The organism is Amycolatopsis sp. NPDC005003 (assembly GCF_053600695.1).
Genome location: NZ_JBSGAI010000004.1, coordinates 19,060 through 45,816 on the forward strand (window position 1 = coordinate 19,060; position 26,757 = coordinate 45,816).

Genomic DNA, 26,757 nt, shown 5'->3' on the forward strand with positions numbered 1-26,757 from the left:
GGTAGCCATGGACTTCGGAATCGTGCTGCAGACCGACCCGCCCGCGCGGGACGTCGTGCGGCTCATGAAGGACGCCGAGAGCGCCGGGTTCCGGTACGGGTGGACGTTCGACTCCTGCGTGCTCTGGCAGGAACCGTTCGTCATCTACTCGGCGATCCTCGCGGCCACGTCGTCGCTGATCGTGGGACCGATGGTGACCAGCCCCGGCACGCGCGACTGGTCGGTGATGGCGTCGACCTTCGCCACGCTCAACGACATGTACGGCAACCGGACCGTGTGCGGCATCGGCCGCGGCGACTCGGCGCACCGGGTGGTCGGCAAACCGCCGTCCACGCTGGCCACCGTCCGCGACTGCATGCACGTGGTCAAGGACCTCGCCGAGGGCCGCGCGGTGACCATGAACGAGAAGACCGTGCAGATCCCCTGGATCTCGAACGGCCGGCTCGAGATGTGGATGGCCGGCTACGGGCCGAAGGCGCTGCAGACGGTCGGCGAGCACGCCGACGGCTTCATCCTCCAGTGCGCCGACCCGGCGATCGCCCGCTGGACGATCGGCGCGGTCCGCGACGCGGCCCGCGCGGCCGGACGTGACCCGGGCGGCATCACGATCTGCGTCGCGGCCCCGGCGTACGTCGGCGACGACCTGCCGCACCAGCGCGAACAGCTGCGCTGGTTCGGCGGGATGGTCGGCAACCACGTCGCGGACCTGGTGGCGCGGTACGGTTCGTCGGGCGCGGTACCGCGCGAGCTGACCGACTACATCCGCGAACGGGAAGGCTACGACTACAGCCACCACGGCAGGGCGGGCAACCCGTCGACGGAGTTCGTCCCCGACGAGATCGTCGACCGGTTCTGCCTGCTGGGGCCGGCGTCCGCCCACGTCGAACGCCTCCAAGAGCTGGCCGAGCTGGGCGTGGACCAGTTCTCGCTGTACCTGATGCACGACGACCGCGAGGCCACGCTGGCGTCCTACGGTTCGCAGATCATCCCGAAGCTCACCACCTGATCGAGTTGCGGTTTACCCCACCCCGGATTCGGTGGCTTACCCCAATGCGCCACCGTGTCCGGGGCGGGACGATCTTGGCATGACCTCTCGGAAACTCCGCACGGCGACGGCGCTGGGGGCCGCCGCGCTCGCGGTGGGCGCCCTCGCCCCCGTGGCCGCGGCGAGCCCCGCCCGGATCGTCTGGGAACCCTCCTGCCAGGCCGGCTACGAATGCGGCCACCTCGACGTCCCACTGTCCTATCAGGACCCATCCGCGGGCACGGTGCGGCTCGCGGTGGGCCGGTTGCCCGCCACCGACCAGGCCCACAAGCTGGGCACCATCTTCTACAACCCGGGCGGCCCCGGCTCGTCCGGCCGGTTCGCCCCCGCGCTGACGCCGGCCTTGCACGCCCGCTTCGACATCGTCGGCTTCGACCCACGCGGCGTCGGGGCCAGCTCGAAGATCCACTGCTTCACCGATCCGTCGCAGCTCGAAGTGCTGCAACACGCCCTCGGCACGTTCCCGCTGACGCATGCGGCCGAACAGCAGCAGATCGCCGACACCCGCGTGGTCACGGATCTCTGCGAGCAGAACGCGGGCCCGCTGGCCGGCCACCTCTCGACCGGGACGATCGCCCGCGACCTCGACCGGCTGCGAGCGGCGTTCGACGAGCCGAAGCTGCGCTACTACGGGAAGTCGTACGGCACGTACCTCGGCGAGACGTACGCGAACCTGTTCCCCGGCCGAGTCGAGGCCATGGCGCTCGACGCGGTCGACGACCCGGTGCGCTGGTCGACCGGCCCCGGTCCGATGAGCTATCGCCTGCAGGGCTTCTCCGACGCCCCACGGGCCCTCCAGTCCTTTCTGGACTCTTGCGCGGCCCGCTGCGCCTTCGACTATGCCGCCATCCTCGACCGCTTGACGGCCGGCCCGATCACGGTGACCGAGACGACCGGGCGGCAGGTCGCCGTCACCTACCAGAGCGCCATCGCCCGCATCCACGACTACCTGACCGACACTCGGTCGGCGCCTCAACTGGCGGCGTTCCTCCAGGCTCTCGCCGACCCTGCTTCGCCGGCACCGGCCGCCCAGGGCGGCCCACCGGACATCGATTCCCTGCTGGGCGGCGGCGCCACGCTGTGCTCGGACGCGGCGAACCCGCGCGACCCGGCCGCCTGGTGGGCCTACGCCGATCGAGCAGACCGCGTCGCCCACGGCTTCGGCCGGTACGACGTCTACAAGACGCTGCCGTGCGCGACTTGGGAGGTCACGGACCCGGGCCGCTACGCCGGACCGTGGAACCGCCCGACGGCCCCGATCCTCCTGCTGGCGAACCGCCAGGGCGACCTGGAAACGCCGTACGCCGGAGCGCAGCGGACCGAGCGCCTGCTGGCCAACGCGCGCTTGCTGAGCCTCGACACGTACGGCCACGGCTCCCGAGGCAAGAGCGCCTGCATCGACGGCCGGCTGGACGGCTACTTCACCACGGGCGCGCTACCGGCACCGGACACGGTCTGCGCCCCGGACCGCGGCCCGTTCGCCGCGGCGTTCCCGGGCCCGGCCTGACAGCCGCTTTCCGGGGGGCCGCCGCACCACAGACGGCCCCACGGAAAGCGCGGCGTCACGCGACGGCCCCACCCCATTTGAGCGGAGTCGCCAGAGAGGAATTCAACGACGTGCAGTACGCGTAGGAAATGGTGCCCGACGCCGCCACCGCTCCCTGGGCGATCCTGCCGTTCTTGCACTTGGCGAAACCGAAGAACGCCGCACCGGTACACCGGACACCCGCGGTGTTCGCGTCATGCCAGGCCAGACTGCAACTCAGCTTCAACTGCGTCCCGCTGGGCGCGGCCGATGCCGGGCCGGCGCCCGCCACGGCGAGGCCACCGCCGAGAGCGAGCAGAGCGAGCCCAAAGCCCGTACGTTCACGCATGTTCATGACAAACTCCGATTCCTGGATTGGGGGTGGCCGGGCTAACGCAGCTTGAACATGCCGGCGTCGAGTCCGCCACCTCGGCAGTCGGCGTGGTTGTACTCGAACCTCCACCCGGTCGTCACCTGCCCACAGCCGCCGACGAACTGCCCCCTGACCTTGACATCCCGCCCCGTGCCGGCGCACTTGACATGGAGCTGCTCGACGGAGCCGACCCAGCCCACCCAGCTCTGACAGCCATACGCGCCGGCACTGTTGAAACCGATCCAGCCGGTTTCGGCCTCGGCTGTCCCGGCCGAGAACGCGATGGCAGGTGCGGCGAGCGCCACGACGGCAGCGGCAGCAAGCTTGCGCATCTTCGAATCTCCCTCCTCGGAGCACGGTCGCTCCACCTGGCCAGCATGTGGAGGTACCCGTGTCGGGATCTTGTGGTTTCCTTGAAAGCGCAGGCCACAACCGAATCGCGGAATGGCATCTCAGCCGGGGGAGGACGAGATGACAGTGGAGTTTCTGCTGCTGGGGCCGGTCGAGGCCCGGCGTGCCGGGCAGGTTCTCGACCTGGGACCGCCCCGCCGGCGGGCCGTGCTCGTCGCACTCCTGGCCGACGTCACCACCGTCGTCTCCGTGGATCAGCTGGTGTATCGGGTATGGAGCGATCATCCGCCGTTGCGGGCCCGGGATACTTTGCACAGCTACCTTTCCCGGCTGCGGAGCGCGGGAATCGACATTCGCCGGCGGTCCGGTGGTTACACTCTCGTCGCCGAAGAGGAAGCCGTTGACCTGCACCGGTTTCGCCGGCTGGTCGGGCGGGCGCGCGCGACGGATCGGGTGGAGGCGGCGGCGGAGCTGCTCGGCCAGGCGCTGAACCTGTGGCGTGGCCAGCCGTTCGGCGAACTGGACAGTCCGTGGCTGGCCGGGTTGCGTGGCCCGCTGGAGCGGGAACGGATGGCGGCCGAGCTGGACTACGCGGACCTGCGGCTGCGCCTCGGCCGGCACGCCGAACTGGTGACCGAGCTGCCGGCCCGGATCGCCATGAACCCGGCTGACGAACGGCTCGCCGGCCAGTTCATGCTCGCGCTCTACCGCTGCGGCCGGCAGGCCGAGGCACTGGCGCACTACGAACGGCTCCGCCTGCGCCTTGCCGACGAGCTGGGCGCCGATCCCAGTCCGCCGTTGCGCCGGCTGCACCAGCGGATCCTCACCGCGGCCCCCGTCCTGGACGCACCCGCCGCCCATCGACAAGAGATCCCGACGCCGAGGCAACTTCCGCCGGCGCCGCGCCACTTCGTCGGCCGCGACACCGAACTCGCCCAGCTCACCGCCGTGCTGACCGGCCCGCAGGCGGGGCAGCCGGCGGTGATCACCGGCACCGGCGGGGTGGGCAAGACGTGGCTCGCCCTGCACTGGGCCCACCGGCACGCCGAGCGATTCCCCGACGGCCAGCTGTTCGTCGACCTCCAGGGCTTCAGCGCGGACGGGCAGCCGATGGATCCGGCCACGGCCGTACGTGGCTTCCTCGACGCCCTCGGTGTCGACGCGGAGTCGATCCCGGTGAGCGCGCACGCCCAGAGCGCCCTGTTCCGTAGCATCGTGGCAGGTCGGCGCCTGCTCGTCGTGGTCGACAACGCCCGGAGCGCGGACCAGGTCGTTCCCCTGCTCACCGGCAGTCCCGGGTGCACCGTGGTCGTCACCAGCCGCGACCGGCTCAGCGAGCTGGTCGCCCGGCACTGCGCGTCGCCGGTGCTGGTCGACGCCTTCACCGAAACCGAGGCCCACCAGGTGTTGTCCGGGCGGATCGGCGCCGAACGGGTAGCCGCCGAACCCGCAGCGGTGCGGGAGCTGCTCACGTCGTGCGCCGGATTTCCGCTGGCGCTCGGCATCGTGGCCGGACGGGCGGCGTCCAGGCCCGACTTCTCGCTCGCGGACCTCGCCGCCGAACTGCGCGACGCCGGCACCCGGATGGACGTGCTCGACGACGACAACCCCGCCGTGAGCTTCCCGTGCGTGCTGTCCTGGTCCCGGGACACGCTGACCCCGGCGCAAGCACGGGCGTTCGCGCTGCTCGGCTGGGCACCGGGCCCGGACATCGGCCTGGCCGCGGCGACGACGCTCGTCGACCTGCCCACCAGCGCGACCCGGTCGGCGTTGCGCGCGTTGGAAAACGTCCATCTCGTGCAGCAACGCAGACCCGGCCGGTGGGCCATGCACGACCTCGTCCGCTTGTACGCCTCCGACGGGACCCGGCAGCACGAACACGAGCAGGCGCTGCACCGGCTGCTCATCTGGTACCTGCACACCGCCGAGGCCGCGCGGACGGTGTTCGACCCGCATCGGGTCCGCATCATCGATCTCGAACCACTGCCGTCCGGCTGTGTCGTCCCGCAGTTCCGGGATTACGAGAACGCGTTGGCCTGGTACGAAACCGAACGCGCCAACCTCCGCGCGGCCGTGCTCGCCGCCGTCCCGCTCGGTCTGCCGGCCGTGGCGTGGCAACTGGCGTGGGTGCTGCTCAGCTTCTACTACCGGCGTAGTCACTGGCCCGACTGGGTGACCGTCTACCAGGTCGCGCTCGACGCCACCCGAGCCCTGGGCGAAACCCGTGGCGAGGGCATCATCTGGCGTGGTCTGGGGGTGGTGTACAGCGACCTGCACGAGTTCGATACCGCAGTCGAGTGCCACCGCCGCGCCCAGGCGATCTTCGAGGAGATCGGTGACCTCCACGGCCAGGCGTGGAACCTCAACAACCTGGGCGTCGTGCACGTCGAGATGAATGCGATCACCGACTCGGCGAACTGTTTCCAGCGAGCTTTGGCACTGTTCAGGAAAACCGGGGACAGGCAGGGGGAAGCCATCTCCCTGAACAATCTCGGCGACGCCGAACGGCTGCGGGGCCGGCCGGCGGCGGCTGTCGAATGCCTCACCGGCGCGTTGGACATCCAACGGAACCGGGACGACCAGGCCGGCCTGCAGTTCACCCTGCACACCCTCGGTGACCTGTACCGCGGCACCGGCAAGCCGGAGACGGCGGTGACCCACTACGAACAGGCCCTCGCCATCAGCCGGCACCTGAACGACGACCGCTCCGCCGCCCGCACGCTCTCCCACCTCGCCGAGGCGCTCTACACGCTCGGAAACATCGGCATGGCGAACCACTACTGGCGGATGGCGAGGAGCATTTCCACCGAACTGGGCATCCGCGAGCACACGGTGCCGGTCCAGGACGCCGTCGTGGCGAAGTGACCCGTCAGCGGACGCACGACCGGCCGCGGAGGGCGAAGTCGCCCTGACGGATCAGCTCGGCGTGCACGACCGAAGGTACGCCATCGCCGCTTCGGGATCGCCGAGCCAGCCTTCGTAGTCGGCCGGGTTCTCGAAGAGGTGGGCGAACCGGTGCGCCACCGCGGGCACGTGCTGCGCAGTGTCCAAAGTGGCCAGAACGTGCTCCGGCGGCGGGGCGAGGAGGTCGTTGTTGAACCGCGTCGCGTGCCGGGCGTGGTGCCAGTACCGGGCGAACGCGTCGCGCATGAACTCCTCGTCGAACGGCCGGTCGCCGCGCTCCACGATGGCCTCCTGGTAGGCGTGCGCCGCCCGGGCGGCCATGTTGGCGCCCTGGCCGCCGATGGGGTCGTTGGTCACCGCGGTGTCGCCCATGGCGAGCACCTTCGCCCCGGACGGCAAGGTTCCCACCGGCTGCCGGACGATCGGCGTGATGCGGCCGTGCAGCAGTTCGGACGGTGCCACCGGATGGGCGTCATCGAGCAGCGTGGCCTGCCACGGGTAGTGCGCGCGCAGCAGCTTCCGCGCGGTCTCGTAGTGCTGTTCGACGTCGGCGACACCGTCCCAGACGTCCATCGGGCCGCCGGGCACGCCGAAGAAGCCGATGCCGTGCACGGGCCCGTGCACGGAGAGCACCGGCAGCAGGAAGAACTCGCCGACCTGTGACATCCCGAAAGTGAGCCCGGGAACGGCATCGAGTTTCCCGGCCACATAGGTGATCCCGATCGCCCGCTGCGGCTCGCGGTACGGCGAACGCTCGTCGTCGCGCGGGAAGAGCGCGTCGAACTGCGGCCCGCGCCCGGCGGCCACGACGAGCAGCTCGAACTCGCGGGCGCACTCGTCGAGCTCGTCCGGGCCGATCCGGCGGATCCGCAGCTCGCCGCCGAGGCGTTCGAACTCGGCCATCCAGTCCGACACCTTGACACGCTGGTCGACGGACTGCGCCGGCCGATCGAGCCCCACCCGCCAGGCGATCGCCGGCTCGGCACCTTCCCCGGCGGCCGCGAAGGAGACTTCCCCGACCGGCGGGGCATCGGCGTCCCAGAAGTTGATGCCGAGCTCGCGTTCGCGGTCCAGGGCCGGAGCGAACAGGCACTGGTTGGAGATCAGCCGCCCGGCCCGCACCTCCTCGGCCGGCCGCTCGGCGAACACCGTGACGTCGTAGCCCTGTTGCCGCAGTCCGATGCCGAGGACCAATCCCGCTTGCCCCGCACCGACGATCCCGATCCGCCGCATGGCCGCCCTCCCCGGAAATCCTTTACTGCCAACGTACTCGGCGCGCGGCGGAAATCCCTGCCCGATCGGGCCGAATCAACCTCCCCCGGCGTCGCGGTGCAGCCGGAAGCCGGCGAAGCTGACGAGCAACAGCACCGCACCCGCGATGAGCACGAGCAGGGCACCACCCACCACACCGCCGGTCAGGTCCCAGACAGCTTCCGGCACGGCGATGCTCACGGCGGCGACCCCCGCGACGAGCAGCACCCAGCTCCGTTCCCACCGCAGCAGGGCGAGGCACCCGGCGCCCAGGACGAACGTGAGCAGGTAGGCCGCCGGCGCGGCGCGCTCGTCGCCGAGGAGCTGCTGGAAGCCGGCGACCGCGAGCGCCAGCCCCGCGACCAGCCCGGTCTGCCGGTGCGGCACCACCCGCCCGAAGGCGAGGCCGGCGACGAGCAACCCACCGGCGGCGACCGCGAGCCCGGCGTTCAGCGAGGTGATGCCGACGGTGGCGTCGAGGGTGCGGAGGATCGTCGCGGCAAGGAACCCGGCCGAGGCGAGCACCCCGGGAACGGACGGGACGAGCACATACCCCACGACGGCGACCACCAGCCCGGCCCCACAGGCCACGGCGCCGCTCCCGGCCCGATCGGTCAACGCAACGGCAACAGCGGCGGCCACGGCACCGGCACCGAGCGCCAGCAAGGTCCCGGAAATGCGCCCGCGTACCGCCGGCCGGCCATTCAGTCCCCCACTGGCAGCGCCCCCGGCGGCGAGCAGCACGACGGCCGCGGCCCCGGTGACGAAGGTCCGGGCGAACTCGCCCCACCGCCCCCACGACGTGGCAACGAGCAAGACGGCCCCGACGAGAACCAGACCACCCCCGAGGTAGCCGGCCACCTCCGCCCAGGGAACCCGCACCCGCCGCGGCTCGCGAACCCGCAGCGCCCGCTCGACGGCATCGGCCTGTTCCGGAGACAACACGGCATCCCCGACGAGCTGATCGAGAACCTCCCGCACGGACGGCTCACTCTTCATGCCGGAATTGTCCGCCTGACCAGAGCCCGACGACAGGGCCACAGGACCTCACCGGCAGGACTTTCACCCGGAGTACTCAATCCATCAGCGCCCAGCAGACGCCAAGGATTCGCGCTCCGGCCCACCTCCGCGTTCGTTCTTCACCGCCGGAAATCCCGCGCTGCGGTAACACGCGGAACTAGTCTGCCGATCTAGACGACGAGTTCCACGGCCGAGCCGGGGCGACGACCGACCATCTTCTCTTTGACCGCATCACTTCCGCACAGAACGGTACCGGCATGGACATCGCGGAGCGCGCGCAAGCACTCGCCCTGAAGATTCGCAAGCACAAGGAAGGCATCGAAACCGAAGAGGCGACCAAGAACGCCTTCGTGATGCCGTTCATCAGCACGGTTCTCGGTTACGACGTGTTCAACCCGGCCGAGGTCATCCCCGAGTTCACCGCCGACGTCGGCACCAAGCGAGGCGAGAAGATCGACTACGCGATCGTGCACAACGGCCAGGTGCAAGTCCTCGTCGAGGCCAAGAAGATCAACGACCCGCTGCGCATCGAGCACGCTTCTCAGCTTTTCCGTTACTTCGCCGTCACGAACGCCCGCATTGCCATCCTCACCAACGGCCAAGTGTACGAGTTCTACACCGATCTCGACGCACCGAACCGGATGGACGCCAAGCCGTTCCTCGTGCTGGACTTCAGCGACATCGACGACACCCTGCTCCCCGAACTGGCCAAACTGACGAAGGAATCCTTCGACCTCGACTCGGTGATCAGCGCCGCAGGAGAACTGAAGTACATCGGGCAGCTGAAGCGGATCCTCGCGGCTCAGTTCAAGGAGCCCGAGGACGAATGGGTCAAGTTCCTGACCACCCGGGTGTACGAAGGGGCGTTCACCCAGAAAGTCCGTGACCAGTTCGGCCCCCTCGTGGCCAAAGCGGCTCGTCAGTTTCTGAACGAGCAGGTCAACGACCGTCTGAAGAACGCGCTCGGCGGGCCCGACTCCTACGTGAGCGTGTCGAGCGGCAGCACCGTCCAACCGGAGCAGCAGGAGCCGGCGCCCGTTGCCGATGCCGGTTCGGGCGAGGAAAACGAACGGGTCGTCACAACCGAGGAGGAGCTCGAGGGCTATCGGATCGTTCGCGCCATCGTCTGTGCCGAGGTGCCCGCTTCAAGGGTCGCCGCCCGCGACACCCAGACATACTTCGGCGTCCTCCTGGACGACAACAACCGGAAGCCGATCGCGCGGCTGTGGTTCAACCGGTCGAAGAAGTACTTGGGCGTTTTCGACGAGAACAAGGTCGAGACCCGCCTCCCGATCACCGCGGTCGAGGACATCTACCAGCACGCGAACCACCTGCGCAACACCGTGGCGAGGTACCTCGACGCAACGCGCCCGCAGGGTGCCACGCCCGAAGTGGTTGCCCCGGCATAGTCCGCCAGAGCTGGTGAAGCCCGCGGAGTTCGGCGGGCGGGAGTGGATCGAGGCCAAAAGACAGCGTCCCTGTCTTTCCTCAGCCCCCTGGTGAACGCCAAGCCGTCTAGTCCACCAGCGCCTGGTAGACCAGCTGCCGCAGCTGGGGGCGCAGGCGGTACGTGCTCGACGGCAGCAGCTGGGTGTAGAAGCCCACCGTCAGATCCTCGTCCGGGTCCACCCAGAACGCCGTCGAAGCCGCGCCTCCCCAGGCGAACTCTCCCGCCGACGACAACGTCCGGGCCTTCACCGGGTCCTCCAGCACCGAGAACCCGAGGCCGAAACCGTGGCCGTCGAACGGCATCTCGGCGAACAACGGGCGGCCGAACGCCTCGAGGTCCACCCGGCCCGGCAAGTGGTTGCTCGCCATCAGCGCCACCGTGCGCGGGGACAGCAGCCGCACGTCGTCGAGGGCGCCGCCGCGGAGGAGCATCTCGGTGAAACGCCAGTAGTCCGGTGCCGAAGACACCAGGCCGCCGCCGCCCGAGAGGCAGTCCGGGCGGGTTGTTCCCAGGCGGCCGAACGCGTCGTTGCGGGCCGCTCGGCCCGATGCCGGGTTGCGGACGTACATCGCCGCCAACCGGTCCGGCGACGCGGCGACGAAACCCGTGTCCGTCATGCCCAGCGGCGCGAAGATCCGCGTCTCGAAGAACTCGTCCAGCGGAAGGCCGGACACCACCTCGACGAGCCGGCCGAGCACGTCGGTGGCGATCGAGTAGTTCCACTCCGCGCCCGGCTGGAACAGCAGCGGCAGCGACGCCCACCGCTCCGAGCAAGCAGCCAGGTCGAGACCCGGTGGCGTGCCCCACTCGAACCCGGCCGCGCGGTAGATCGCGTCCACCGGGTGGCCGTGGTGGAAGCCGTAGGTCAGGCCCGCCGTGTGCGTCAGCAGGTGCCACACCCGGATCGGTGAAGTGGCGGGCTCGGTCGACGGCGCCAGCGCCGATCCCTTGACGTACACGCGCGGCGAAGCGAACTCCGGCAACCAGCGCGAGATCGGGTCGTCGAGCTCCAGCAGGCCCTCTTCGGCGAGCATCATCGCCGCGACCGACGTGATCGGCTTGGTCATCGAGAAGATCCGCCACAGCGTGTCCGTCTCGACCGGCAACCCGGCTTCGACGTCACGCGCCCCGCCACGGCCGATGTGGACGATCCGGCCGTGCCTGCTCACCACCGCGAGCCAGCCCGGCAACCGGCCATCCTCGACATACCGGTCGAAATGCCCGTCGATCCGGGAAAGCCGCGTCGCGTCGAAGCCGACCTCGGCCGGGTCGACGTCCACCGCGAAATCCGCCATGCGCCGAGATTACCAATCCGGCCGGTCAGATCCGGTCGTCGGCTTCTTCGAGCTGGATCCGGCCGCGGCGCATCGTGAAGTACCTGATGCGCCGGGCGTCCAGCCAGCCCACCGAATCTTCCCGACCGCCGGACGCCAAGCCGCTGAAGCCGTCGTGGTCCTTGAAGGTCAGGTCGATCATCCGCTCCCCGTCGAGGTCGGCGACGAAAACGTCGCGGCCGAGCCCGTTGGGCTGTTTCGACTGGAACGCGAACCTGGGCTCTTCACCGGGCCGGGCGGCCAGGAACGGCTGCCCGGTCCGCCCGTCGGCCCAGAGGTCGTCCTGGTGGCGGATACCCATCCGGAGAACGGCGGTGTAGCGCGAGCGGGCCACCGCGGTCGTCCCGTCGTAAGCCACCGCCACCACCAGACCCGCGGTCCCGTGCCGGGACCGGACCAGGAACCGCCCGGTCCCGGGCTCTTCGGCGACGAACGGCACGATGCCGCCGTTGTCGAGCAAGCAGAGCACCGAGAAGGCGGCAGAATCGGCGGAATCGAGCCCTTGGAGGTAGGCCACGTCGGTGATCAGGTACACGGCGATCCGGTGGCGTGGCTCGTCACGCACGCCGGAAACGACCATCTCGTGGGGAAAGGCGAACACCTCCGCGGAATCCGGCAGCACCCCACCGGACCGGACGAGCTCCTCGATCTCCACCGGATCGAACAAGTCGGGCCGCGTCAGGAGGAATTCGTTGACTTCGAGGTCGCTGCCGGCCATCGCTTCGCCGAGCAGGAAGGCCGCCGGCAGGGTGCGAAGCCGTTCGCGCGGGAAGACTTTCCGCTGCGGGCCGTCGCCGCAGCTGACGGCTTCGACCCGGAGACCGTCGTTCACCGGGAGCAGGTCGATGTCCGCCGTGGCACGGCGGTACTCGACGAAGCGAGGCGACCGGCTCGGGTGGTCCGCGTAGGTCAGAACGGTCGAAGCCCGCCACGGTTCCCGCACATACCGGCCGAGGACGTGCACGTTGCGCGCGAAGGCGAACAGGTCCGCGGTGTCGGTGCCACGCTGGTTCGGCCGCGGCAGGCCCCGCGAGGCCAGACGTCGTCTCAGCTCGACGTACATCCGTCCGAGAGTCAGCTCTTCGGGCGCACCCGGGACACCGGCCCGCACGAGGTCGATCAGTTCGCCCGTGAACGAGGTCCAAGCGAACTCCTGCTCGGCGAGCGGGACGACGTGAGCCGTGTGATCGCTGGCGGTCATCGTGTAGACCCCGCGGGTGTCCGTGCTGTCGGCCGCGGTGGCCGAAACCCCGGAGAGCGTCTCGATGGCGCGCCCGGAATAGCAGCAGTCGATGATCGACACCTTGACCCGCGCCGGGCTTTCGAGCAGAGCCTGCTTGACCCGCCGGTACTCGAGCCCGGTGATGTCCGCGAGGTCCGCTTCGGTGTCCGACAGGGTGAGGCACAGCTCGCCGGAAGGCGTGATGGTGCCGTGGCCCACGTAGTACAGCAACAGGACGTCTTCGGTTTCCCGGCTAAGGCGCAGGAGCAGTTTGGCCAGGTCGACCACGCCGACCGGGTTTTCGATCAACGTGACGCGGTCGCCGGGCCAGCCGCACAGCTCCGCGGTCGTCAGGAGATCACGGATGCCCCGGGCGCTGTTGCGCGCCGCGGGCAACTGCGGGTACGCGTCGTCCTGATAACGCGCGGTCGCGATGAGTACCGCCCTGGAGCGCCCGTAGTCGGGTGGTTCAGCTCTCGGGCTCATGCCGCAGAACGGTCTCGAGCAGGGCAGCGACCTCGTCGGCGCTCTTGACCTGTCGTGAGCTGACGCGGATCGACCCGGCCTTCGTCTTCACGACGACGGAGATGTCCGAGCGCCGGCTGCGCAACCACGTGGTCAGCGAGTTGGCCAGCGCGACGACGGCGCCACCGGATCCCAGTGCGACGCTGAGCACCTCATACGCGCCGCCCAGCTCGCCGTCCGTGGCCGGCTTCGGCCGCCCGTGCACGGCACCGGCCAAGGCGCGTTCGCGGCGCAGCCATTCCCACAGCGCACCGAACTCCGCTACCCGGTCGTCGCCCGAGACCTCGATGTCAGCCTGCACGGTGCCAGAGTCGCGGCGGCCGGCCGGGTTGTTACCGCTCTCGCGCCCGCTCGGCCGCCTTCTCCTCGCGCCATGCTTCGTCGTTCTTCCCGAGGCGCCAGTAGCCCGAGATCGACAGCAGCTCGCGCCGCACCCCGCGCTCCTCGAGCAGGTACTTCCGCAGCTCGCGGACGAAGCCCGCCTCGCCGTGGACGAACGCCTGGACGACGCCCTCGCGCCACGGCAGCTCGCGCACCGCGGCCGCCACGTCGCCGCCGGTGGCCCGGTGGAGCCACTTGATCTGCGCGTCCGCCTTCGTGACCAGGGGCTGTTCTTCGTCCGCGTTGTCGACCAGGATCACCGCGTGCGCCGGGACGCCGGCGGGCAGCGCTTCGAGCGACGACGCGATGGCCGGCAATGCGCTTTCGTCGCCGGCCAGGAGGTGCCAGTCTGCCTCGGCGCCGGGCGCGTACGCGCCGCCCGGCCCCAGCAGCAGTACCTCGTCGCCCGGCTGGGCGGAGGCCGCCCACGGGCCGGCGATGCCCTCGTCGCCGTGGTGGACGAAGTCGATGACGAGCTCGCCCGCCTGCGGGTCGAACCCGCGGACGGTGTAGGAACGCTGCCGCGGCCAGTGCTCGCGCGGCATCGTCGCCCGGCACTCGTGGACGTCGAACGGCTCCGGGTACTCGACGCCGGGCACCTTGAACAGCACCTTCACGTAGGCGTCGGTGAACTCGTTCGGGGTGAACTGCGCGATCCCCTCCCCGCCCGCGACGATCCGGATCATGTGCGGGGTCAGCCGCTCGGTCCGCAGCACCCGCAACCGCGTCGCGGGACGCCCGGACCGCTGGGGCGCTTCAGCCATCGGCCACTCCAACCATCACTCAGGAACCGTCGCTAAGGCTTACCTAAGTGAGCGTACGCGCCGAGATCGGCACACGGCTACTCAGGTGTGCCCAGTTCCACGAGCAACCTCCCGAACCCGGTGGCCACCTCCTTCCGGAATCCGACGAAGAACCGGTTCGCCAACGGCACTCCCCACCGCCCACGCACGGCCGCGTTGACCACCCGGTGCTCGACGCGCGCCCCCGCCGGATCAGCCGTGACGCGGTACTCGCCGCGGTACCACCAGCCGCCCTGCACCGCGACGAACCCCCGCTCCCGGTCGACCTCCATCCGCATCGGGTAGCCGCCACCCAGCTTCAGCCGCAGCCGTTCGAACACCTCCGCGGGCGGCCGCGCGACCACCCCGGACGCCTCCGCAAGCGTTTTCACCCGCGCGGATCCGAAACCCGCGTGTTCTGGAACGCCGTGATCAGCCACTCGCCTCCCTCCCGGACGAGCACGAAGGACACGGTCGACTCGCGCCCCTCGTCGGCCACATCCGCCCCGGCCAGCGACGACCCACCGCCGACGACGGCCACGGCGACGTCCGGCCGGACGAACCGCACTTTCGCCTCCTCCCCCAGCGCCCCGGTGAGCTTCGACCCCCGCAACGGCCCCTCGAACAGAGCCCGGTGCGAGCTCTCGATCGCCTCCCGCCCCGGGAAGTTCGCCCCGAAGAACGTCACGTAATCCGCGTCTTCGGTGAAGAGCCGCCCGTACGCGACGGCGTCGCCCGAGTTCCAAGCATCGGTGAGCCGGCCCAGCACCCCACGCACATCGGCCTCGGCAGTGGAAGTCATCAGATCCCCCTTCGAACATCGTTCGTCTTACAAACACCGTTCTACTCTCGAACAGCGTTCGCGTCAAGTACAGTGTTCGGGTGACTGTTCCTCCGCCGCCGTGGCGCAGCGCGCCGAGCCGCCGCGCCGCGAAACCCGTCCTGTCCCAGGCCTCGATCGTGCGAGCGGCCCTGATCGTCCTGGACGACGAGGGGTTCGACGCGGTCACCATGCGGCGGATCGCCCAGGAGCTGGAGACCGGCCCGGCCTCCCTCTACGCGCACGTCTCCAACAAGGACGAACTGGCGGAGCTGATGCTCGACGCCGTGCTCGCCGACATCCAGATCCCCGAACCGGATCCGGCCCGCTGGGACGAGCAGGTCAAGCAGCTCGTCCGCGACCAGATCCACGTGATGGCCGCCCACCGCGGCATCGCGCGCATCGCCTGGGACATCCCCGTGCCGGTCACGCCCAACACGCTGAAGCTGGGCGAAGCGACCCTCGCCCTGCTCCGCGCAGGCGGGCTGACCCTCAAGCAGGCGACCTTCGCGGGCGACGCCCTCTCCCTGTACGCGAAGGCGTACGCCTACGAAGCGAGCGGCTGGACCTGGGGCGAGATCGACCAGGCCGAGGCCGGCGAACGCGGCGAGCAGATGGTGGCGTACATGCGGTCACTGCCCCCCGAGTCGTTCCCGAACCTGCTGCACGTCGGCGAGTTCTTTTCCGCCGAAACAGCGAAGGAACGCCTCGAGTTCGCGCTCGAGGCGTTCCTCGCCGGGCTGAAGGTGATGGCGGAGAACTAGGGCCGCAGCACGATCTTGCCGCGCGTGTGCCGCCGCTCCAGCTCGCGGTAGGCCTCGCGGACCTCCTCCAGCGGGTGGACGCGGGCGATCGGCAGCGTCAGCAACCCCTTGTCCAGCAGCAGACCCAGCTCGCGCAGGACGTCCGCCGACGCCGCGGCCGCGTTGCCGTCGGTCTTCACGTTGTACTTCTCCGCCGCCGCGAAGTCGATGATCGTGTCGATCCGCCCCGGGTGGATCCCCAGGTGCAGGGCCAGTTCCACGTACCCGGAGCCGAAGGTGTCGACGAACGCGTGCACGCCGGAAGGCGCGGCGTCGCGAATCCGCGACAGCACGCCCTCGCCGTAGGCGACCGGGATCACGCCGAGCTCGCGCAGCCACTCGTGGTTCGCCTCGCCGGCCAGCCCGATCACGGTGGCGCCGGCCAGGCGAGCCAGCTGCACGGCGAGCGACCCCACCCCGCCCGCCGCCCCGGAGACGACGACGGTCTCCCCCTCACGCGGGCATACCGCGCCGACCGCGGCGTACGCGGTCGTCCCGGCGACGAACAGCGAACCGGCGACCTCCCACGGCACGCCGTCCGGGCGCGGGGTGAGGTTCGCGGCCTCCGCGACGACGAACTCGGCGTGGCTCGACCGCGTGTCGACGAACCCGATCACCTCGTCGCCGACGGCGATGTCCGAGACGCCTTCGCCGAGCGAAGCGACCACGCCCGCGAAGTCGCTGCCCTGTCCGGACGGGAACGTCGCCGGGAACCGCGAGTGCAGGAAGCCCTGCCGGATGGCGGCCTCGCCCGGGTTGATCCCGGCGGCCCGCACCTCGACGAGCACCTGGCCCGGCCCCGGAACCGGCCGGGGGACGTCCTCGACCCGGAGAACCTCCACGTCGCCGTACTCGTCGAACCTGATCGCGCGCACCATGGGGCCTCCTCGAAAGTCGTTGCTGAATACAAGCAACGACCGGGTCCCCGGTTTTAGTCCCTAGCCGGCGAGGCGGCGGACCACGCCGTCGGCCAGCAGCCGGCCGCGGTCGGTGAGCACCGCCCGGCCCCGGGAGTCCATTGCGGACGGATCGAGCAGGCCCTCGGCCGCGGCCGCGCGCGCCTCCGCCAGCCCCGGTTCGTCGAGCACGTCGAGCGGCAGTCCCTCGGCGACGCGCAGCTCGAGCATGATCCGCTCGAGGTGCTGGTCGTCGTCGGTGAGCACCTCGCGCCCGCCCGCGGGCGACTCGCCGCCGGCGAGCAGCGCCGCGTAGCGGGCCGGGTGCTTGACGTTCCACCAGCGCACGCCGCCGACGTGGCTGTGCGCCCCCGGACCGGCACCCCACCAGTCGTCGCCCCGCCAGTAGCCGAGGTTGTGCCGGCAGCGGGCCGCGTCCGAAGCCGCCCAGTTCGACACCTCGTACCAGCGCAGTCCCGCCGAGGACAGCATGGCGTCGATCATCTCGTAGTCCGCCGCGAGCACGTCGTCGTCCGGCGCGGGCAGCTCGCCACGGCGGACGCGGCGAGCCAGCGCCGTGCCTTCCTCGACGATCAGCGCGTACGCCGAGACGTGGTCGACGCCGGCGGCGAGCACGGCGTCGAGCGTCGCGCGCAGGTCGTCGGCGCGCTCGCCGGGCGTGCCATAGATCACGTCCAGGTTCACGTGCTCGAATCCGGCCGCGCGCGCTTCGGCGGCGGCCTTCCCCGGGCGCCCCGGGGTGTGCACCCGGTCGAGGATCTTCAGCACGTGCGGCGCGGCCGACTGCATGCCCAGCGAGACCCGCGTGTAGCCGGCTTCGCGGATCCCGGCGAAGAACTCCGGCGACGTCGACTCCGGGTTCGACTCCGTCGTCACCTCGGCCCCGGGCGCCAGCCCGAAGACGTCCCGGACGGCGTCAAGCACCGAACGCAGCCCCTCCGCACCCAGCAGCGACGGCGTGCCGCCGCCGACGAACACGGTGTCGGCGGCCGGCGGCACGACGAGCACGCGCGCGGCGAGCTCCAGTTCGCGGCGCAGCCCTTCGAGCCAGGACTCCGGCGACGAACCGGTGTCGAGCTCCCCCGCGGTGTAGGTGTTGAAGTCGCAGTACCCGCAGCGGGTCGCGCAGAACGGGACGTGCACGTACACCCCGAACGCTCTGCTGCCCAGCCCCTTCAGCGCGCTTTCCGGCAGCGCCGGATCGATCGGCGTGGCGGGGTCGGAACGCAACTGGGGCACGGTCGAATTGTCCACCCCGTCACGCCCGGTCGCCTCAAGGGGCTGATCGGGTTAACACCCGTTACGGCACCGGCAGGTTGGCCGCCGCCCAGTCCGGGTCGACCGGGATCATTTCGATGACGTCGAGCAGCACGCCGTTCGGATCGGCGACGTAGAAGTGCCGCTGGCCGTAGACCTCGTCGACGACCGGGGCGACCAGCTCGAGACCGGCTTCTTCCAGCCGTTTCGCCTCCGCCCTGGCGTCTTCGACGACGAGCCCGAACATCAGCCCGGCCGTCTCCCGCGCGCGGTGGGCGGGCGGCACCGACTCGTGCCCGCGCTGCACGAAGCTGATCTCGTAGCCCGGCGCGCCGGCGTTGACGCTGGCGAACCAGTCGAGCTCGAGGGTGACCGGCAGGCCGATGACGTCCGCGTAGAAGCGGGTGGTCGCGGCGACGTCGTCGACCAGGTATCCCGCCCCGAAACCCTTGACCTGCATCCCCGGTTTCCCCTCTTCAAACCACTGTTGTTGAAGTACTTTACATGTAGTGGTTTGACGCCGCAAGTGAGCCTCCGCAAGGTGGTTGACACGATTTCCGCAGGTAAGTGACCCTTCTCCCACCATGCGGGCAGGCCTGGACCACATTGTGGACGCGTGGCACGCTCACGTCGTGACTCATGCCGGTGTTCTCCTCGTGGCCCGCCGCCACGTCGACCTCCTGCGGGTCGCCAGCGCCCTCTGCGTACCCGTTCGCTGACTCCCCGATCGCCACCACCTGCCACGAATTCTGGACAGCCGGCGCCGGAGGACACCCGTGAACCGGTGGTCCTCCGCCGCCACGAAAGCCTCTCGGAGGACGCCGCCATGGCCACGCCCCAAACCCCAGCCCGCCCCGCGCGGGCCAAGCAGAAGCGCGGCGAAGGGCAGTGGGCGCTCGGTTACCGGGAGCCGCTGAACCCGAACGAGCGGTCCAAGAAGGACGACCACCCGCTGAACGTGCGGGCGCGCATCGAGAACATCTACGCCCACCGCGGGTTCGACGCGATCGACCCGGGCGACCTGCGCGGCCGGTTCCGCTGGTTCGGCCTCTACACCCAGCGCAAACCGGGGATCGACGGCGGCCGCACGGCGACGCTGGAGCCCGAAGAGCTCGACGACCGCTACTTCATGCTGCGGGTCCGGCTCGACGGCGGTGCGCTGACGACCGAGCAGCTCACCGTGCTCGGCGAGATTTCGCAGGCGTACGCGCGCGACACCGCCGACATCACCGACCGGCAGAACATCCAGTACCACTGGATCCGGATCGAGGACGTGCCGACGATCTGGGCCAAGCTCGAGAACGCCGGCATGACGACGATGGAGGCCTGCGGCGACAGCCCCCGCGTCATCCTCGGCTCGCCGGTCGCGGGCATCGCCGCGGCCGAGATCATCGACGGCACTCCGGCGATCGACGAGATCAAGCGCCGCTACATCGGCAAGCCGGAGTTCGCCAACCTGCCCCGCAAGTTCAAGACCGCCATCTCCGGCCAGCCCGACGTCGCCCACGAGATCCACGACGTCGCCTTCGTCGGCGTCGACCACCCCGAGCACGGGCCCGGCTTCGACGTCTGGGTCGGCGGCGGCCTCTCGACCAACCCGATGATCGGGCAGCGTCTCGGCGCCTGGATCCCCCTGGACGAGGTCCCGGACGTCTGGGAAGGCGTCATCTCGATCTTCCGCGACTACGGCTACCGGCGGCTGCGCTCGCGCGCCCGGATCAAGTTCCTGGTGAAGGACTGGGGCGCGGCGAAGTTCCGCCAGGTGCTGCAGGACGAGTACCTCGAGCGCGAGCTGATCGACGGCCCGCCGCCGGAGCAGCCCGCCGTCCCGATCGACCACGTCGGCGTGCACCCGCAGGTCGACGGCAAGTTCTACGTCGGCGCGGCGCCGGTCGCCGGCCGCGTCTCCGGCGGCACGCTGGTCGCCGTCGCCAAGGCCGCCGAGCGGGCCGGCTCGGGCCGGGTCCGGCTCACCCCGCAGCAGAAGCTCGTCGTGCTCGACGTCCCCGAGGCCCAGGTCGCGACGCTCTCGGCCGAGCTGGCCGAGCTGGGGCTGGACACCAAGCCGTCGCCGTGGCGCCGCGGGGTGATGGCCTGCACCGGGCTGGAGTTCTGCAAGCTCGCCATCGTCGAGACGAAGGCCCGCGCGCAGCAGCTCGTCGCGGACCTCGAGAAGTCCCTCGCCGACATCCAGGACGGCCTCGACACGCCGGTGACCGTGCACCTCAACGGCTGCCCCAACTCCTGCGCGCGGATCCAGACCGCGGACATCGGCCTCAAGGGCCAGATCGTCACCGACGCCGACGGCAACCAGGTCGAAGGCTTCCAGGTGCACCTCGGCGGCGGGCTCGGCCTCGACGCCGGGTTCGGCCGGAAGCTGCGCGGCCACAAGGTGACCTCGGGCGAGCTGACCGGCTACGTCGAGCGGGTCGTGCGCAACTACGTCGCCGGGCGGGAACCGGGCGAGCGGTTCCCGCAGTGGGCCGCCCGAGCCGAGGAAAGCGCGCTCCAGTGACCGAACGAGCCACGCCGTTCTACTGCCCTTATTGCGGCGACGAGGACCTGCGGCCGGAAGAGAACGGCGGCTGGCTGTGTTCCAGTTGTCGCCGGGTTTTCTCGGTCAAGTTCCTCGGCCTGTCCCTCCCGGAGGTGTCCCGATGACCGCCACTGCCGACTACAAGACCCTCGCCGAGCGCGCGTCGAAAGAACTCGCCGACGCCACCGCCGACGAGGCGATCCGCTGGACCGTCGAAACGTTCGGTGACGACTTCATCGTCGCGTCCAACATGCAGGACGCCGTGCTGATCGACCTCGCCACCAAGGTGAAGTCCGATGTGGACGTTCTGTTCCTCGAGACCGGCTACCACTTCCCGGAGACGATCGGCACGCGCGACGCCGTGCAGACCGTCTACCCGAACGTCCACATCGTGAACGCCCAGGCCGAACAGAGCGTCGCCGAGCAGGACGCGGAGTACGGCCCGAAGCTGCACGACCGCGACGCCACGCTGTGTTGCAACCTGCGCAAGGTCGTGCCGCTGCGCAAGACGCTGGCGAACTACTCCGCGTGGGTGACCGGCGTGCGCCGGGTGGACGCGCCGACCCGCGCGAACACCCCGATCGTCACCTGGGACGACCGCAACGGCCTCGTCAAGATCAACCCGATCGCGGCGTGGACCGACGACGAGTTCAACGGCTACATCCGCGAGCACGGGATCCTGGAAAACCCGCTGGTCTCGATCGGCTACCTCTCGATCGGCTGCGCGCCCTGCACGGCCCGCGTCGAGCCGGGGCAGGACCCGCGCAGCGGCCGGTGGGCGGGGCAGTCGAAGACCGAGTGCGGACTGCACGGTTGAGGAAGGGACGCATGACGACCTTGGAGCCCGCGACCGATGCGGCACAGGACAACCTGGCCGCGCTCGAGTCCGAAGCCATCCACATCTTCCGGGAGGTGGCGGGCGAGTTCGACCGGCCGGTGATCCTCTTCTCCGGCGGCAAGGACTCGACGCTGCTGCTGCACCTGGCGATCAAGGCGTTCTGGCCGGCGCCGGTGCCGTTCCCGCTGCTGCACGTGGACACCGGGCACAACTTCGACGAGGTCATCGAGTTCCGCGACCGCGTCGTCGAGCGCCACGGGCTGCGCCTGGTCGTCGCGAAGGTGCAGGACTGGATCGACGACGGGCGCCTGGAAGAGCGCGCCGACGGGATGCGCAACCCGCTGCAGACCACGCCGCTGCTCGACACGATCGCGGAGCACAAGTTCGACGCCGTCTTCGGCGGCGGCCGCCGCGACGAGGAACGCGCCCGGGCCAAGGAGCGGATCTTCAGCCTCCGCAACGCCTTCGGCCAGTGGGAACCGCGCCGGCAGCGGCCCGAGCTGTGGAACCTCTACAACGGCAGGCACCGCCCGGGCGAGCAGGTCCGCGTCTTCCCGCTGTCCAACTGGACCGAGGCCGACGTGTGGAACTACATCGCCCGCGAGAAGGTCGAGCTGCCGTCGATCTACTACGCGCACCAGCGCGAGGTCTACCAGCGCGACGGGATGCTGCTGGCCGAAGGCCCGTGGGGCGGCCCGCGGCCGGGCGAAGAGGTCCGCGAGCTGACCGTGCGCTACCGGACCGTCGGCGACGGCTCGTGCACCGGCGCGATCGAATCCACCGCGGCCACCGTCGAAGAGGTCATCGCCGAGGTGTCGGCCTCGCGGCTCACCGAGCGCGGCGCGACCCGGGCCGACGACCGGATGTCCGAGGCGGCCATGGAAGACCGCAAGCGTGAGGGGTACTTCTGATGAGTTCGCTGCTGCGCCTGGCCACGGCCGGGAGCGTCGACGACGGCAAGTCCACCCTGGTCGGCCGGCTGCTGTACGACACGAAATCGGTGCTCGCCGACCAGCTCGACGCCGTCACCCGCGCGTCCGTCGACAAGGGACTGTCCACTCCGGACCTTTCGCTGCTGGTGGACGGCCTGCGCTCGGAGCGCGAGCAGGGCATCACCATCGACGTCGCCTATCGGTACTTCGCCACGCCGAAGCGGTCGTTCGTGCTGGCCGACACGCCGGGGCACGTGCAGTACACGCGCAACACGGTGACCGGCGCGTCCACCGCGCAGCTGGCCGTGCTGCTGGTCGACGCGCGCAAGGGCGTGATCGAGCAGACCCGGCGGCACGCGGCCGTGCTGGCCCTGCTCGGCGTGCCGCAGCTGGTGCTGGCGGTGAACAAGATCGACCTCGTGGGCTACGACGAAGCAACGTTCACGGTGATCGCCGAGGAGTTCGCCGCGCACGCGGAGTCGCTGGGCTACGAGCGGGGTTCCGTGCTCGCCATCCCGGTGTCCGCGCTCGAGGGCGACAACGTCGCGACCCGCTCGGAGCGGACGCCGTGGTACACCGGCCCCAGCCTGCTGGAGCACCTGGAGGAGGTGCCGGTCGCGCCCGACCCGCACGACTCGGCGCTGCGGTTCCCGGTGCAGTACGTGATCCGGCCGCGCACGCCCGAGTACCCGGACTACCGCGGCTACGCGGGCCAGATCGCCGCGGGCACGGTCCGGCCGGGCGACGAGGTCGTCGTGCTGCCGCAGGGCATCCGCAGCCGCGTCGAGCGGATCGACACCGCGGACGGGCCACTGCAGGAAGCCGGCGCCGGAACATCGGTGACGCTGCTGCTCACCGACGACATCGACATCTCCCGCGGCGACCTGATCGCCGCCGCGGACGCGCCGCCGCGCGTCACCGACGAGATCACCGGCACGCTGTGCTGGCTGTCGTCCAAGCCGCTGAAGCCGGGCGCGCGCGTGCTGGTCAAGCACGGCACGCGCACGGTGCAGGCGCTGGTGGACGAGCTGCACGCGCGGTTCGACGAGCAGACACTGTCCAGTGTGGACGCGCCGGATTCGTTGGAGCTCAACGACATCGGCCGCGTCACGCTGCGGCTGTCCGAGGAGCTGGGCGTCGACGACTACGGCGTCAGCCCGCGCACCGGCGCGTTCCTGGTGATCGACCCGAAGGACGGCGACACCCTCGCCGCCGGGCTGGTGGGTGAGCGCTTCTCGTGACGCCACCCCTGGTCGCCGTCGCGCACGGCAGCCGCGACCCCCGCTCGGCGGCGACCGTGCGGGCGCTCGTCGACGTCGTACGCGCCCAGGCACCGGGCGTTGCGGTGTACGAGTCCTTCCTGGACCTTTCGTCGCCTTTGGTCACCGACGTGCTGCAGTCGCTGTACGCCGACGGCCACCGGTCGGCGGTCGTGGTGCCACTGCTGCTGGGCAGCGCGTTCCACGCCCGCGTCGACCTCCCGGCGCTGATCGACTCGGTGACGGCATCCTGTCCGGGCTTCCGGGTGCAGGTTTCGGACGTGCTGGGCGCCGACCCGGCACTGGAGGCGGTCGCCCTGGACCGGCTGGCGTCCGCGCCGCACCGCGGCGGCGCCGGCGTGATCGTGAGTGCGGTGGGCTCGTCGAACGCTTCCGCGAACGCCGTGGTCGCTTCGCTGGCTGCCCGCTGGGAGCAGCGGCTGGGCGTGCCGGTGAGCGAGGCGTTCGCTTCCGCCACCCAGCCGGACATCCCCACCGCGGCGGCGGCGTTGCGGGCGCGGGGCGTGCGGCACCTGGTCGTCGCGTCGTGGTTCCTGGCGCCGGGCCTGCTGCCGGACCGGATCGCGCGGTTGGCCCGCGAAGCGGACCCGAAGGCGTTCATCGCCGAGCCGCTGGCCGACGACCCGCGCGTGGCCGACGTCGTCGTCGGCCGGTATGCGTCCGCGGTGAGCGGATTGCTCCGCCAGTACGCCTGACACCGCCGAAAGGCGAGTCTTATTCACATTTCTGTTACCGACCGCGTATGGGAACAGTGAATCCTTGACGCACTACTTAACTTGCCGGTAACAATCGGAACGGCTGCGCAGCTTTCTTCCCTCCCCTCGTGAAACCGCAGGTAGGTGGACACAGATGAAAGCTCTTCACTTTTCCCGGCTGGCCGCGCTGACCGCGGCCGCGGCGCTCCCGATCGCCCTCGCCGCCCCGGCGTCGGCGGCCACCAGCGTCACCTTCGACTGCCAGGCCAACGCCCCGATCGTCGGGCCGCAGAAGGTGGCGCTGAACCAGGACGCCACCGTCACGGCACCCGCCACGGTCGCGCCCGGCGGCGCGTTCGACGTCGTCATCGACCCCGCGCCGAACACCGTTCCGAGTACGGTCAGCGGGAACAAGGTCAAGAACATCAACACCTTCGCGCTCAAGATCCCGATCCCGGCCAACTCGTCGTACGTCGGCGCGGACCTGGCGGGCGGCTCGGGTCTCGGCTCGACCCCGCCGACCATCTCCGTCGCGAACGGAGTCGCCACGCTGAGCTTCCCCGGCCCGATCGCCGGCGGCGCGACGTTCGAACTGCCCACCGTCACCGCGCACCTGAAGGCGGGCCAGTCGGGCACCATCCAGACGAAGCTGGGCGGCACCAGCTACAGCGACCCGGGCCTGACGTTCAAGGCGGTGGCGAGCACGATCATCGGCGACCTCACGGCGCCGACGGCCTGCTTCCCCAACCCCAGCCCGGTCTTCACCACCACGACCATCGGCTGAACGCCGGATCACCCCGCGGGCGGCCGGGCCGCCCGCGGGGTGACCGTCACCATGTCCGAGTGGGCGTCGCGCGGCCCTGTGCCCCGCGTAACACCGGCCACCGGCGGGGAGTGTGCAAGGGTGACGGTCATGGCTGACGAACTGGTGCACTACGACGTGGTGGGCGGCACCGCCACGATCACCCTGGACTCCCCGCACAACCGCAACGCGCTGTCCGCGCAGCTGCGCCGCGAGCTCTCGGACTCGCTGACGAAGGCGGCCGCCGACGACGCCGTGCGCGTGATCGTGCTGACCCACACCGGGCCGGTGTTCTGCGCGGGGATGGACCTCAAGGAGGCCCGCGGCGCCGGCGCGGGCGACCAGGGCGTGAACGAGTTCCCCCGCATCCTCGAGCAGCTGTGGACCAGCCCGAAGCCGGTGGTCGCCCGCCTGGCCGGCCCCGCCCGCGCGGGCGGCATCGGCATGGTGGCGGCGTGCGACATCGCCGTGGCCGTGCCGGCCGCGACGTTCGCCTTCTCCGAAGTCCGCATCGGCGTGGTCCCGGCGATCATCTCCCTGACGGTGCTCCCCCGGTTGAACCCGCGTGCGGCGCACGAGCTGTTCCTGACGGGCGACACGTTCGACGCGCGCCGCGCGGTCGAGATCGGCCTGCTGAACTCGGCGACCGACGACCTCGACGCCGAAGTGGCCCGGTTCGTGAAGTCGCTGGCGGCGGGCGGGCCGAAGGCGCTGGCCGAGACGAAGGCGCTGCTGAGCCGGCCCCGCCCGGCCACGCCGTCGGACGGCTTCGAGGAGATGCTCGGCCTGTCGGCGAAGTTCTTCGCCGGTGAGGAAGGCCAGGAGGGCATCCTGGCCTTCGCCCAGAAACGCAAGCCGAACTGGGTCCCCCGGGACTGAAGCGGATCAGACGTCCGGCAGCACCACGGTGAGCCGCCACGAACCGGCGCCGCGGCCGCTCGGGCCGAGGGCCCGCTGGGCGTCCGAAAGCACGCTGCGGATGGCCAGGTACGTCTTGGGTTCGGCCTTGCGCAGCGCGTCCGAGCCCGGCCAGATCAGCACGTGCTCGCCCGGCGGCAGCCACGAGAGGTCGGTCAGGCAGTCGTAGAGCGCGTCGAGGTTGTGGCCGAAGTAGTCCGGAAAGGACAGTGCTTCGGCGAAGGCGTCGAGCGTGCTGGCCTTGTCGACGGTCGGCCGCGAGTTCACCAGGTGCGGGTACGCGCCCCGGGCGAACGCCTCTTCCGCGGCGGCCTTCGCCTGGTCGCCGGCGCTCATCGGGCCGGGTCCACGACGACGAACGACGCGTAGTGGTCGCCGGTGTAGTACAGCTCGTGCGCCTGGCCGGTGATCAGCCGCCGGGCGCCGCGGTCCGGGCTGCCCGGGGTCTTCACCGTGTACTCGTGGTAGTAGCCGGACTTCTTGCCGGGCAATCTCTTCTCGCGGTTCTCGAAGACGACGTCGTCGTTGCGCGGGTAGGGGTACGGGCCGCCCGCCTCGATCAGCTTCCACGTGTCCGCGGCCTGCGGCGGCAGCGCGGAAAGCGCCTTCACCGGCAGCCCGGATTCCGTGCCCGGCACCGCGGCGCCACCCTTGGCGGGGGCACCGGCGGAAGTGCTCGACGGGGTTCCGGGCGACGACGAGCCGCCGAGGTTGTCCTTGACCAGCCAGCCCCCCAGCACCAGCACGAGGAGCCCGATCAGCGCGGCGGTGATCCGCCTTCGGTTGAACATGGTGC

Annotated in this window: 29 protein-coding genes; 14 read left to right on the plus strand and 15 right to left on the minus strand. The window is 70.5% G+C overall.

The genetic code is table 11. The features are described from left to right. Nucleotides 1-7 precede the first annotated feature (7 nt). The gene (locus ACWED2_RS05955) at nt 8-1,006 is read left to right on the plus strand and encodes a TIGR03842 family LLM class F420-dependent oxidoreductase (protein WP_449689320.1); all 999 of its coding nucleotides are present in this window, start codon (nt 8-10) and stop codon (nt 1,004-1,006) included. A 79-nt stretch (nt 1,007-1,085) separates the two neighbouring features. Further along, nucleotides 1,086-2,552 carry an alpha/beta hydrolase gene (locus tag ACWED2_RS05960; protein WP_449689321.1) on the plus strand — a complete coding sequence of 489 codons (1,467 nt, stop codon included), beginning with the start codon at nt 1,086-1,088 and terminating at the stop codon, nt 2,550-2,552. Between the two features lie 55 nt (nt 2,553-2,607). On the opposite strand, the gene ACWED2_RS05965 is transcribed toward ACWED2_RS05960, so the two are convergent. After that, nucleotides 2,608-2,925: a hypothetical protein gene (locus ACWED2_RS05965; RefSeq protein WP_449689322.1), complete on the minus strand. Its 318-nt coding sequence runs from the start codon at nt 2,923-2,925 to the stop codon at nt 2,608-2,610. A 35-nt stretch (nt 2,926-2,960) separates the two neighbouring features. Next, a complete protein-coding gene (locus ACWED2_RS05970; RefSeq protein ID WP_449689323.1) occupies nt 2,961-3,275 on the minus strand; it encodes a hypothetical protein in 315 nt (104 codons plus the stop codon). Nucleotides 3,276-3,414: 139 nt separating this feature from the next. On the opposite strand from ACWED2_RS05970, the gene ACWED2_RS05975 reads away from it, so the two are divergent. Beyond that, nucleotides 3,415-6,159: a BTAD domain-containing putative transcriptional regulator gene (locus ACWED2_RS05975; protein ID WP_449689324.1), complete on the plus strand. Its 2,745-nt coding sequence runs from the start codon at nt 3,415-3,417 to the stop codon at nt 6,157-6,159. Between the two features lie 51 nt (nt 6,160-6,210). Here ACWED2_RS05975 and ACWED2_RS05980 read toward each other — a convergent pair whose 3' ends face one another. Both ACWED2_RS05980 and ACWED2_RS05985 read right to left on the minus strand, forming a co-directional pair. Further along, nucleotides 6,211-7,431 (minus strand): styrene monooxygenase/indole monooxygenase family protein, encoded by a 1,221-nt coding sequence (locus ACWED2_RS05980; RefSeq protein WP_449689325.1) that lies wholly within the window; start codon nt 7,429-7,431, stop codon nt 6,211-6,213. Between the two features lie 75 nt (nt 7,432-7,506). Continuing rightward, nucleotides 7,507-8,448: a hypothetical protein gene (locus tag ACWED2_RS05985; protein ID WP_449689326.1), complete on the minus strand. Its 942-nt coding sequence runs from the start codon at nt 8,446-8,448 to the stop codon at nt 7,507-7,509. Nucleotides 8,449-8,726: 278 nt separating this feature from the next. Here ACWED2_RS05985 and ACWED2_RS05990 point away from each other — a divergent pair, with 278 nt between their 5' ends. Continuing rightward, on the plus strand, nt 8,727-9,878 hold the full coding sequence (locus ACWED2_RS05990; protein WP_449689327.1) for a type I restriction endonuclease: 1,152 nt from the start codon (nt 8,727-8,729) through the stop codon (nt 9,876-9,878). A 106-nt stretch (nt 9,879-9,984) separates the two neighbouring features. Here the strand turns inward: ACWED2_RS05990 and ACWED2_RS05995 are convergent, their stop codons facing one another. The 6 genes from ACWED2_RS05995 to ACWED2_RS06020 all read right to left on the minus strand — a co-directional run bounded on the left by ACWED2_RS05995 (nt 9,985) and on the right by ACWED2_RS06020 (nt 14,965). After that, nucleotides 9,985-11,214 carry a serine hydrolase domain-containing protein gene (locus ACWED2_RS05995; protein WP_449689328.1) on the minus strand — a complete coding sequence of 410 codons (1,230 nt, stop codon included), beginning with the start codon at nt 11,212-11,214 and terminating at the stop codon, nt 9,985-9,987. Nucleotides 11,215-11,239: 25 nt separating this feature from the next. Further along, complete coding sequence (locus ACWED2_RS06000; RefSeq protein WP_449689329.1) at nt 11,240-12,961, minus strand: caspase family protein; 1,722 nt, start codon at nt 12,959-12,961, stop codon at nt 11,240-11,242. Continuing rightward, nucleotides 12,945-13,301, minus strand: coding sequence for an effector-associated constant component EACC1 (locus ACWED2_RS06005; RefSeq protein WP_449689330.1), 357 nt, complete (start codon nt 13,299-13,301; stop codon nt 12,945-12,947). Before ACWED2_RS06005 ends, ACWED2_RS06000 begins: the two co-directional genes overlap by 17 nt. Before the next feature lie 31 nt (nt 13,302-13,332). After that, complete coding sequence (locus ACWED2_RS06010) at nt 13,333-14,145, minus strand: siderophore-interacting protein (RefSeq protein ID WP_449689331.1); 813 nt, start codon at nt 14,143-14,145, stop codon at nt 13,333-13,335. Between the two features lie 77 nt (nt 14,146-14,222). Next, nucleotides 14,223-14,555 carry a hypothetical protein gene (locus ACWED2_RS06015; RefSeq protein ID WP_449689332.1) on the minus strand — a complete coding sequence of 111 codons (333 nt, stop codon included), beginning with the start codon at nt 14,553-14,555 and terminating at the stop codon, nt 14,223-14,225. Beyond that, nucleotides 14,552-14,965, minus strand: coding sequence for an SgcJ/EcaC family oxidoreductase (locus ACWED2_RS06020; protein WP_449689333.1), 414 nt, complete (start codon nt 14,963-14,965; stop codon nt 14,552-14,554). Before ACWED2_RS06020 ends, ACWED2_RS06015 begins: the two co-directional genes overlap by 4 nt. Nucleotides 14,966-15,105: 140 nt before the next feature. On the opposite strand from ACWED2_RS06020, the gene ACWED2_RS06025 reads away from it, so the two are divergent. Next, nucleotides 15,106-15,747 (plus strand): TetR/AcrR family transcriptional regulator, encoded by a 642-nt coding sequence (locus tag ACWED2_RS06025; RefSeq protein ID WP_449689578.1) that lies wholly within the window; start codon nt 15,106-15,108, stop codon nt 15,745-15,747. On the opposite strand, the gene ACWED2_RS06030 is transcribed toward ACWED2_RS06025, so the two are convergent. From ACWED2_RS06030 to ACWED2_RS06040, 3 genes are all read right to left on the minus strand, one after another. Beyond that, nucleotides 15,744-16,664, minus strand: a complete 921-nt coding sequence (locus tag ACWED2_RS06030) for an NADP-dependent oxidoreductase (protein WP_449689334.1) — start codon at nt 16,662-16,664, stop codon at nt 15,744-15,746. The genes ACWED2_RS06025 and ACWED2_RS06030 overlap by 4 nt on opposite strands. 60 nt (nt 16,665-16,724) lie before the next feature. Then, nucleotides 16,725-17,942 carry a radical SAM family heme chaperone HemW gene (hemW, locus tag ACWED2_RS06035; RefSeq protein WP_449689335.1) on the minus strand — a complete coding sequence of 406 codons (1,218 nt, stop codon included), beginning with the start codon at nt 17,940-17,942 and terminating at the stop codon, nt 16,725-16,727. 61 nt (nt 17,943-18,003) lie between these two features. Continuing rightward, nucleotides 18,004-18,420: a VOC family protein gene (locus ACWED2_RS06040; RefSeq protein ID WP_449689336.1), complete on the minus strand. Its 417-nt coding sequence runs from the start codon at nt 18,418-18,420 to the stop codon at nt 18,004-18,006. 124 nt (nt 18,421-18,544) lie between these two features. Here ACWED2_RS06040 and ACWED2_RS06045 point away from each other — a divergent pair, with 124 nt between their 5' ends. The 9 genes from ACWED2_RS06045 to ACWED2_RS06085 all read left to right on the plus strand — a co-directional run bounded on the left by ACWED2_RS06045 (nt 18,545) and on the right by ACWED2_RS06085 (nt 25,922). After that, complete coding sequence (locus ACWED2_RS06045; protein ID WP_449689337.1) at nt 18,545-18,679, plus strand: putative leader peptide; 135 nt, start codon at nt 18,545-18,547, stop codon at nt 18,677-18,679. A 107-nt stretch (nt 18,680-18,786) separates the two neighbouring features. Next, nucleotides 18,787-20,475, plus strand: coding sequence for a nitrite/sulfite reductase (locus tag ACWED2_RS06050; protein ID WP_449689338.1), 1,689 nt, complete (start codon nt 18,787-18,789; stop codon nt 20,473-20,475). Continuing rightward, on the plus strand, nt 20,472-20,621 hold the full coding sequence (locus ACWED2_RS06055; protein WP_361103923.1) for an Insertion element protein: 150 nt from the start codon (nt 20,472-20,474) through the stop codon (nt 20,619-20,621). Before ACWED2_RS06050 ends, ACWED2_RS06055 begins: the two co-directional genes overlap by 4 nt. Further along, nucleotides 20,618-21,313, plus strand: a complete 696-nt coding sequence (locus tag ACWED2_RS06060) for a phosphoadenylyl-sulfate reductase (RefSeq protein ID WP_449689339.1) — start codon at nt 20,618-20,620, stop codon at nt 21,311-21,313. Before ACWED2_RS06055 ends, ACWED2_RS06060 begins: the two co-directional genes overlap by 4 nt. A gap of 11 nt (nt 21,314-21,324) precedes the next feature. Then, nucleotides 21,325-22,245 carry a sulfate adenylyltransferase subunit CysD gene (gene cysD, locus ACWED2_RS06065; protein ID WP_449689340.1) on the plus strand — a complete coding sequence of 307 codons (921 nt, stop codon included), beginning with the start codon at nt 21,325-21,327 and terminating at the stop codon, nt 22,243-22,245. Further along, nucleotides 22,245-23,507, plus strand: a complete 1,263-nt coding sequence (locus ACWED2_RS06070; protein WP_449689341.1) for a sulfate adenylyltransferase subunit 1 — start codon at nt 22,245-22,247, stop codon at nt 23,505-23,507. Before cysD ends, ACWED2_RS06070 begins: the two co-directional genes overlap by 1 nt. After that, nucleotides 23,504-24,241 carry a sirohydrochlorin chelatase gene (locus ACWED2_RS06075; protein WP_449689342.1) on the plus strand — a complete coding sequence of 246 codons (738 nt, stop codon included), beginning with the start codon at nt 23,504-23,506 and terminating at the stop codon, nt 24,239-24,241. Before ACWED2_RS06070 ends, ACWED2_RS06075 begins: the two co-directional genes overlap by 4 nt. Before the next feature lie 154 nt (nt 24,242-24,395). After that, complete coding sequence (locus ACWED2_RS06080; protein WP_449689343.1) at nt 24,396-25,025, plus strand: cyclase; 630 nt, start codon at nt 24,396-24,398, stop codon at nt 25,023-25,025. A gap of 129 nt (nt 25,026-25,154) precedes the next feature. Then, the gene (locus ACWED2_RS06085; protein WP_449689344.1) at nt 25,155-25,922 is read left to right on the plus strand and encodes an enoyl-CoA hydratase family protein; all 768 of its coding nucleotides are present in this window, start codon (nt 25,155-25,157) and stop codon (nt 25,920-25,922) included. A gap of 6 nt (nt 25,923-25,928) precedes the next feature. Here the strand turns inward: ACWED2_RS06085 and ACWED2_RS06090 are convergent, their stop codons facing one another. Both ACWED2_RS06090 and ACWED2_RS06095 read right to left on the minus strand, forming a co-directional pair. Further along, nucleotides 25,929-26,297: a barstar family protein gene (locus ACWED2_RS06090; RefSeq protein WP_449689345.1), complete on the minus strand. Its 369-nt coding sequence runs from the start codon at nt 26,295-26,297 to the stop codon at nt 25,929-25,931. Continuing rightward, nucleotides 26,294-26,752, minus strand: coding sequence for a ribonuclease domain-containing protein (locus tag ACWED2_RS06095; RefSeq protein ID WP_449689346.1), 459 nt, complete (start codon nt 26,750-26,752; stop codon nt 26,294-26,296). Before ACWED2_RS06095 ends, ACWED2_RS06090 begins: the two co-directional genes overlap by 4 nt. Nucleotides 26,753-26,757 lie beyond the last annotated feature (5 nt).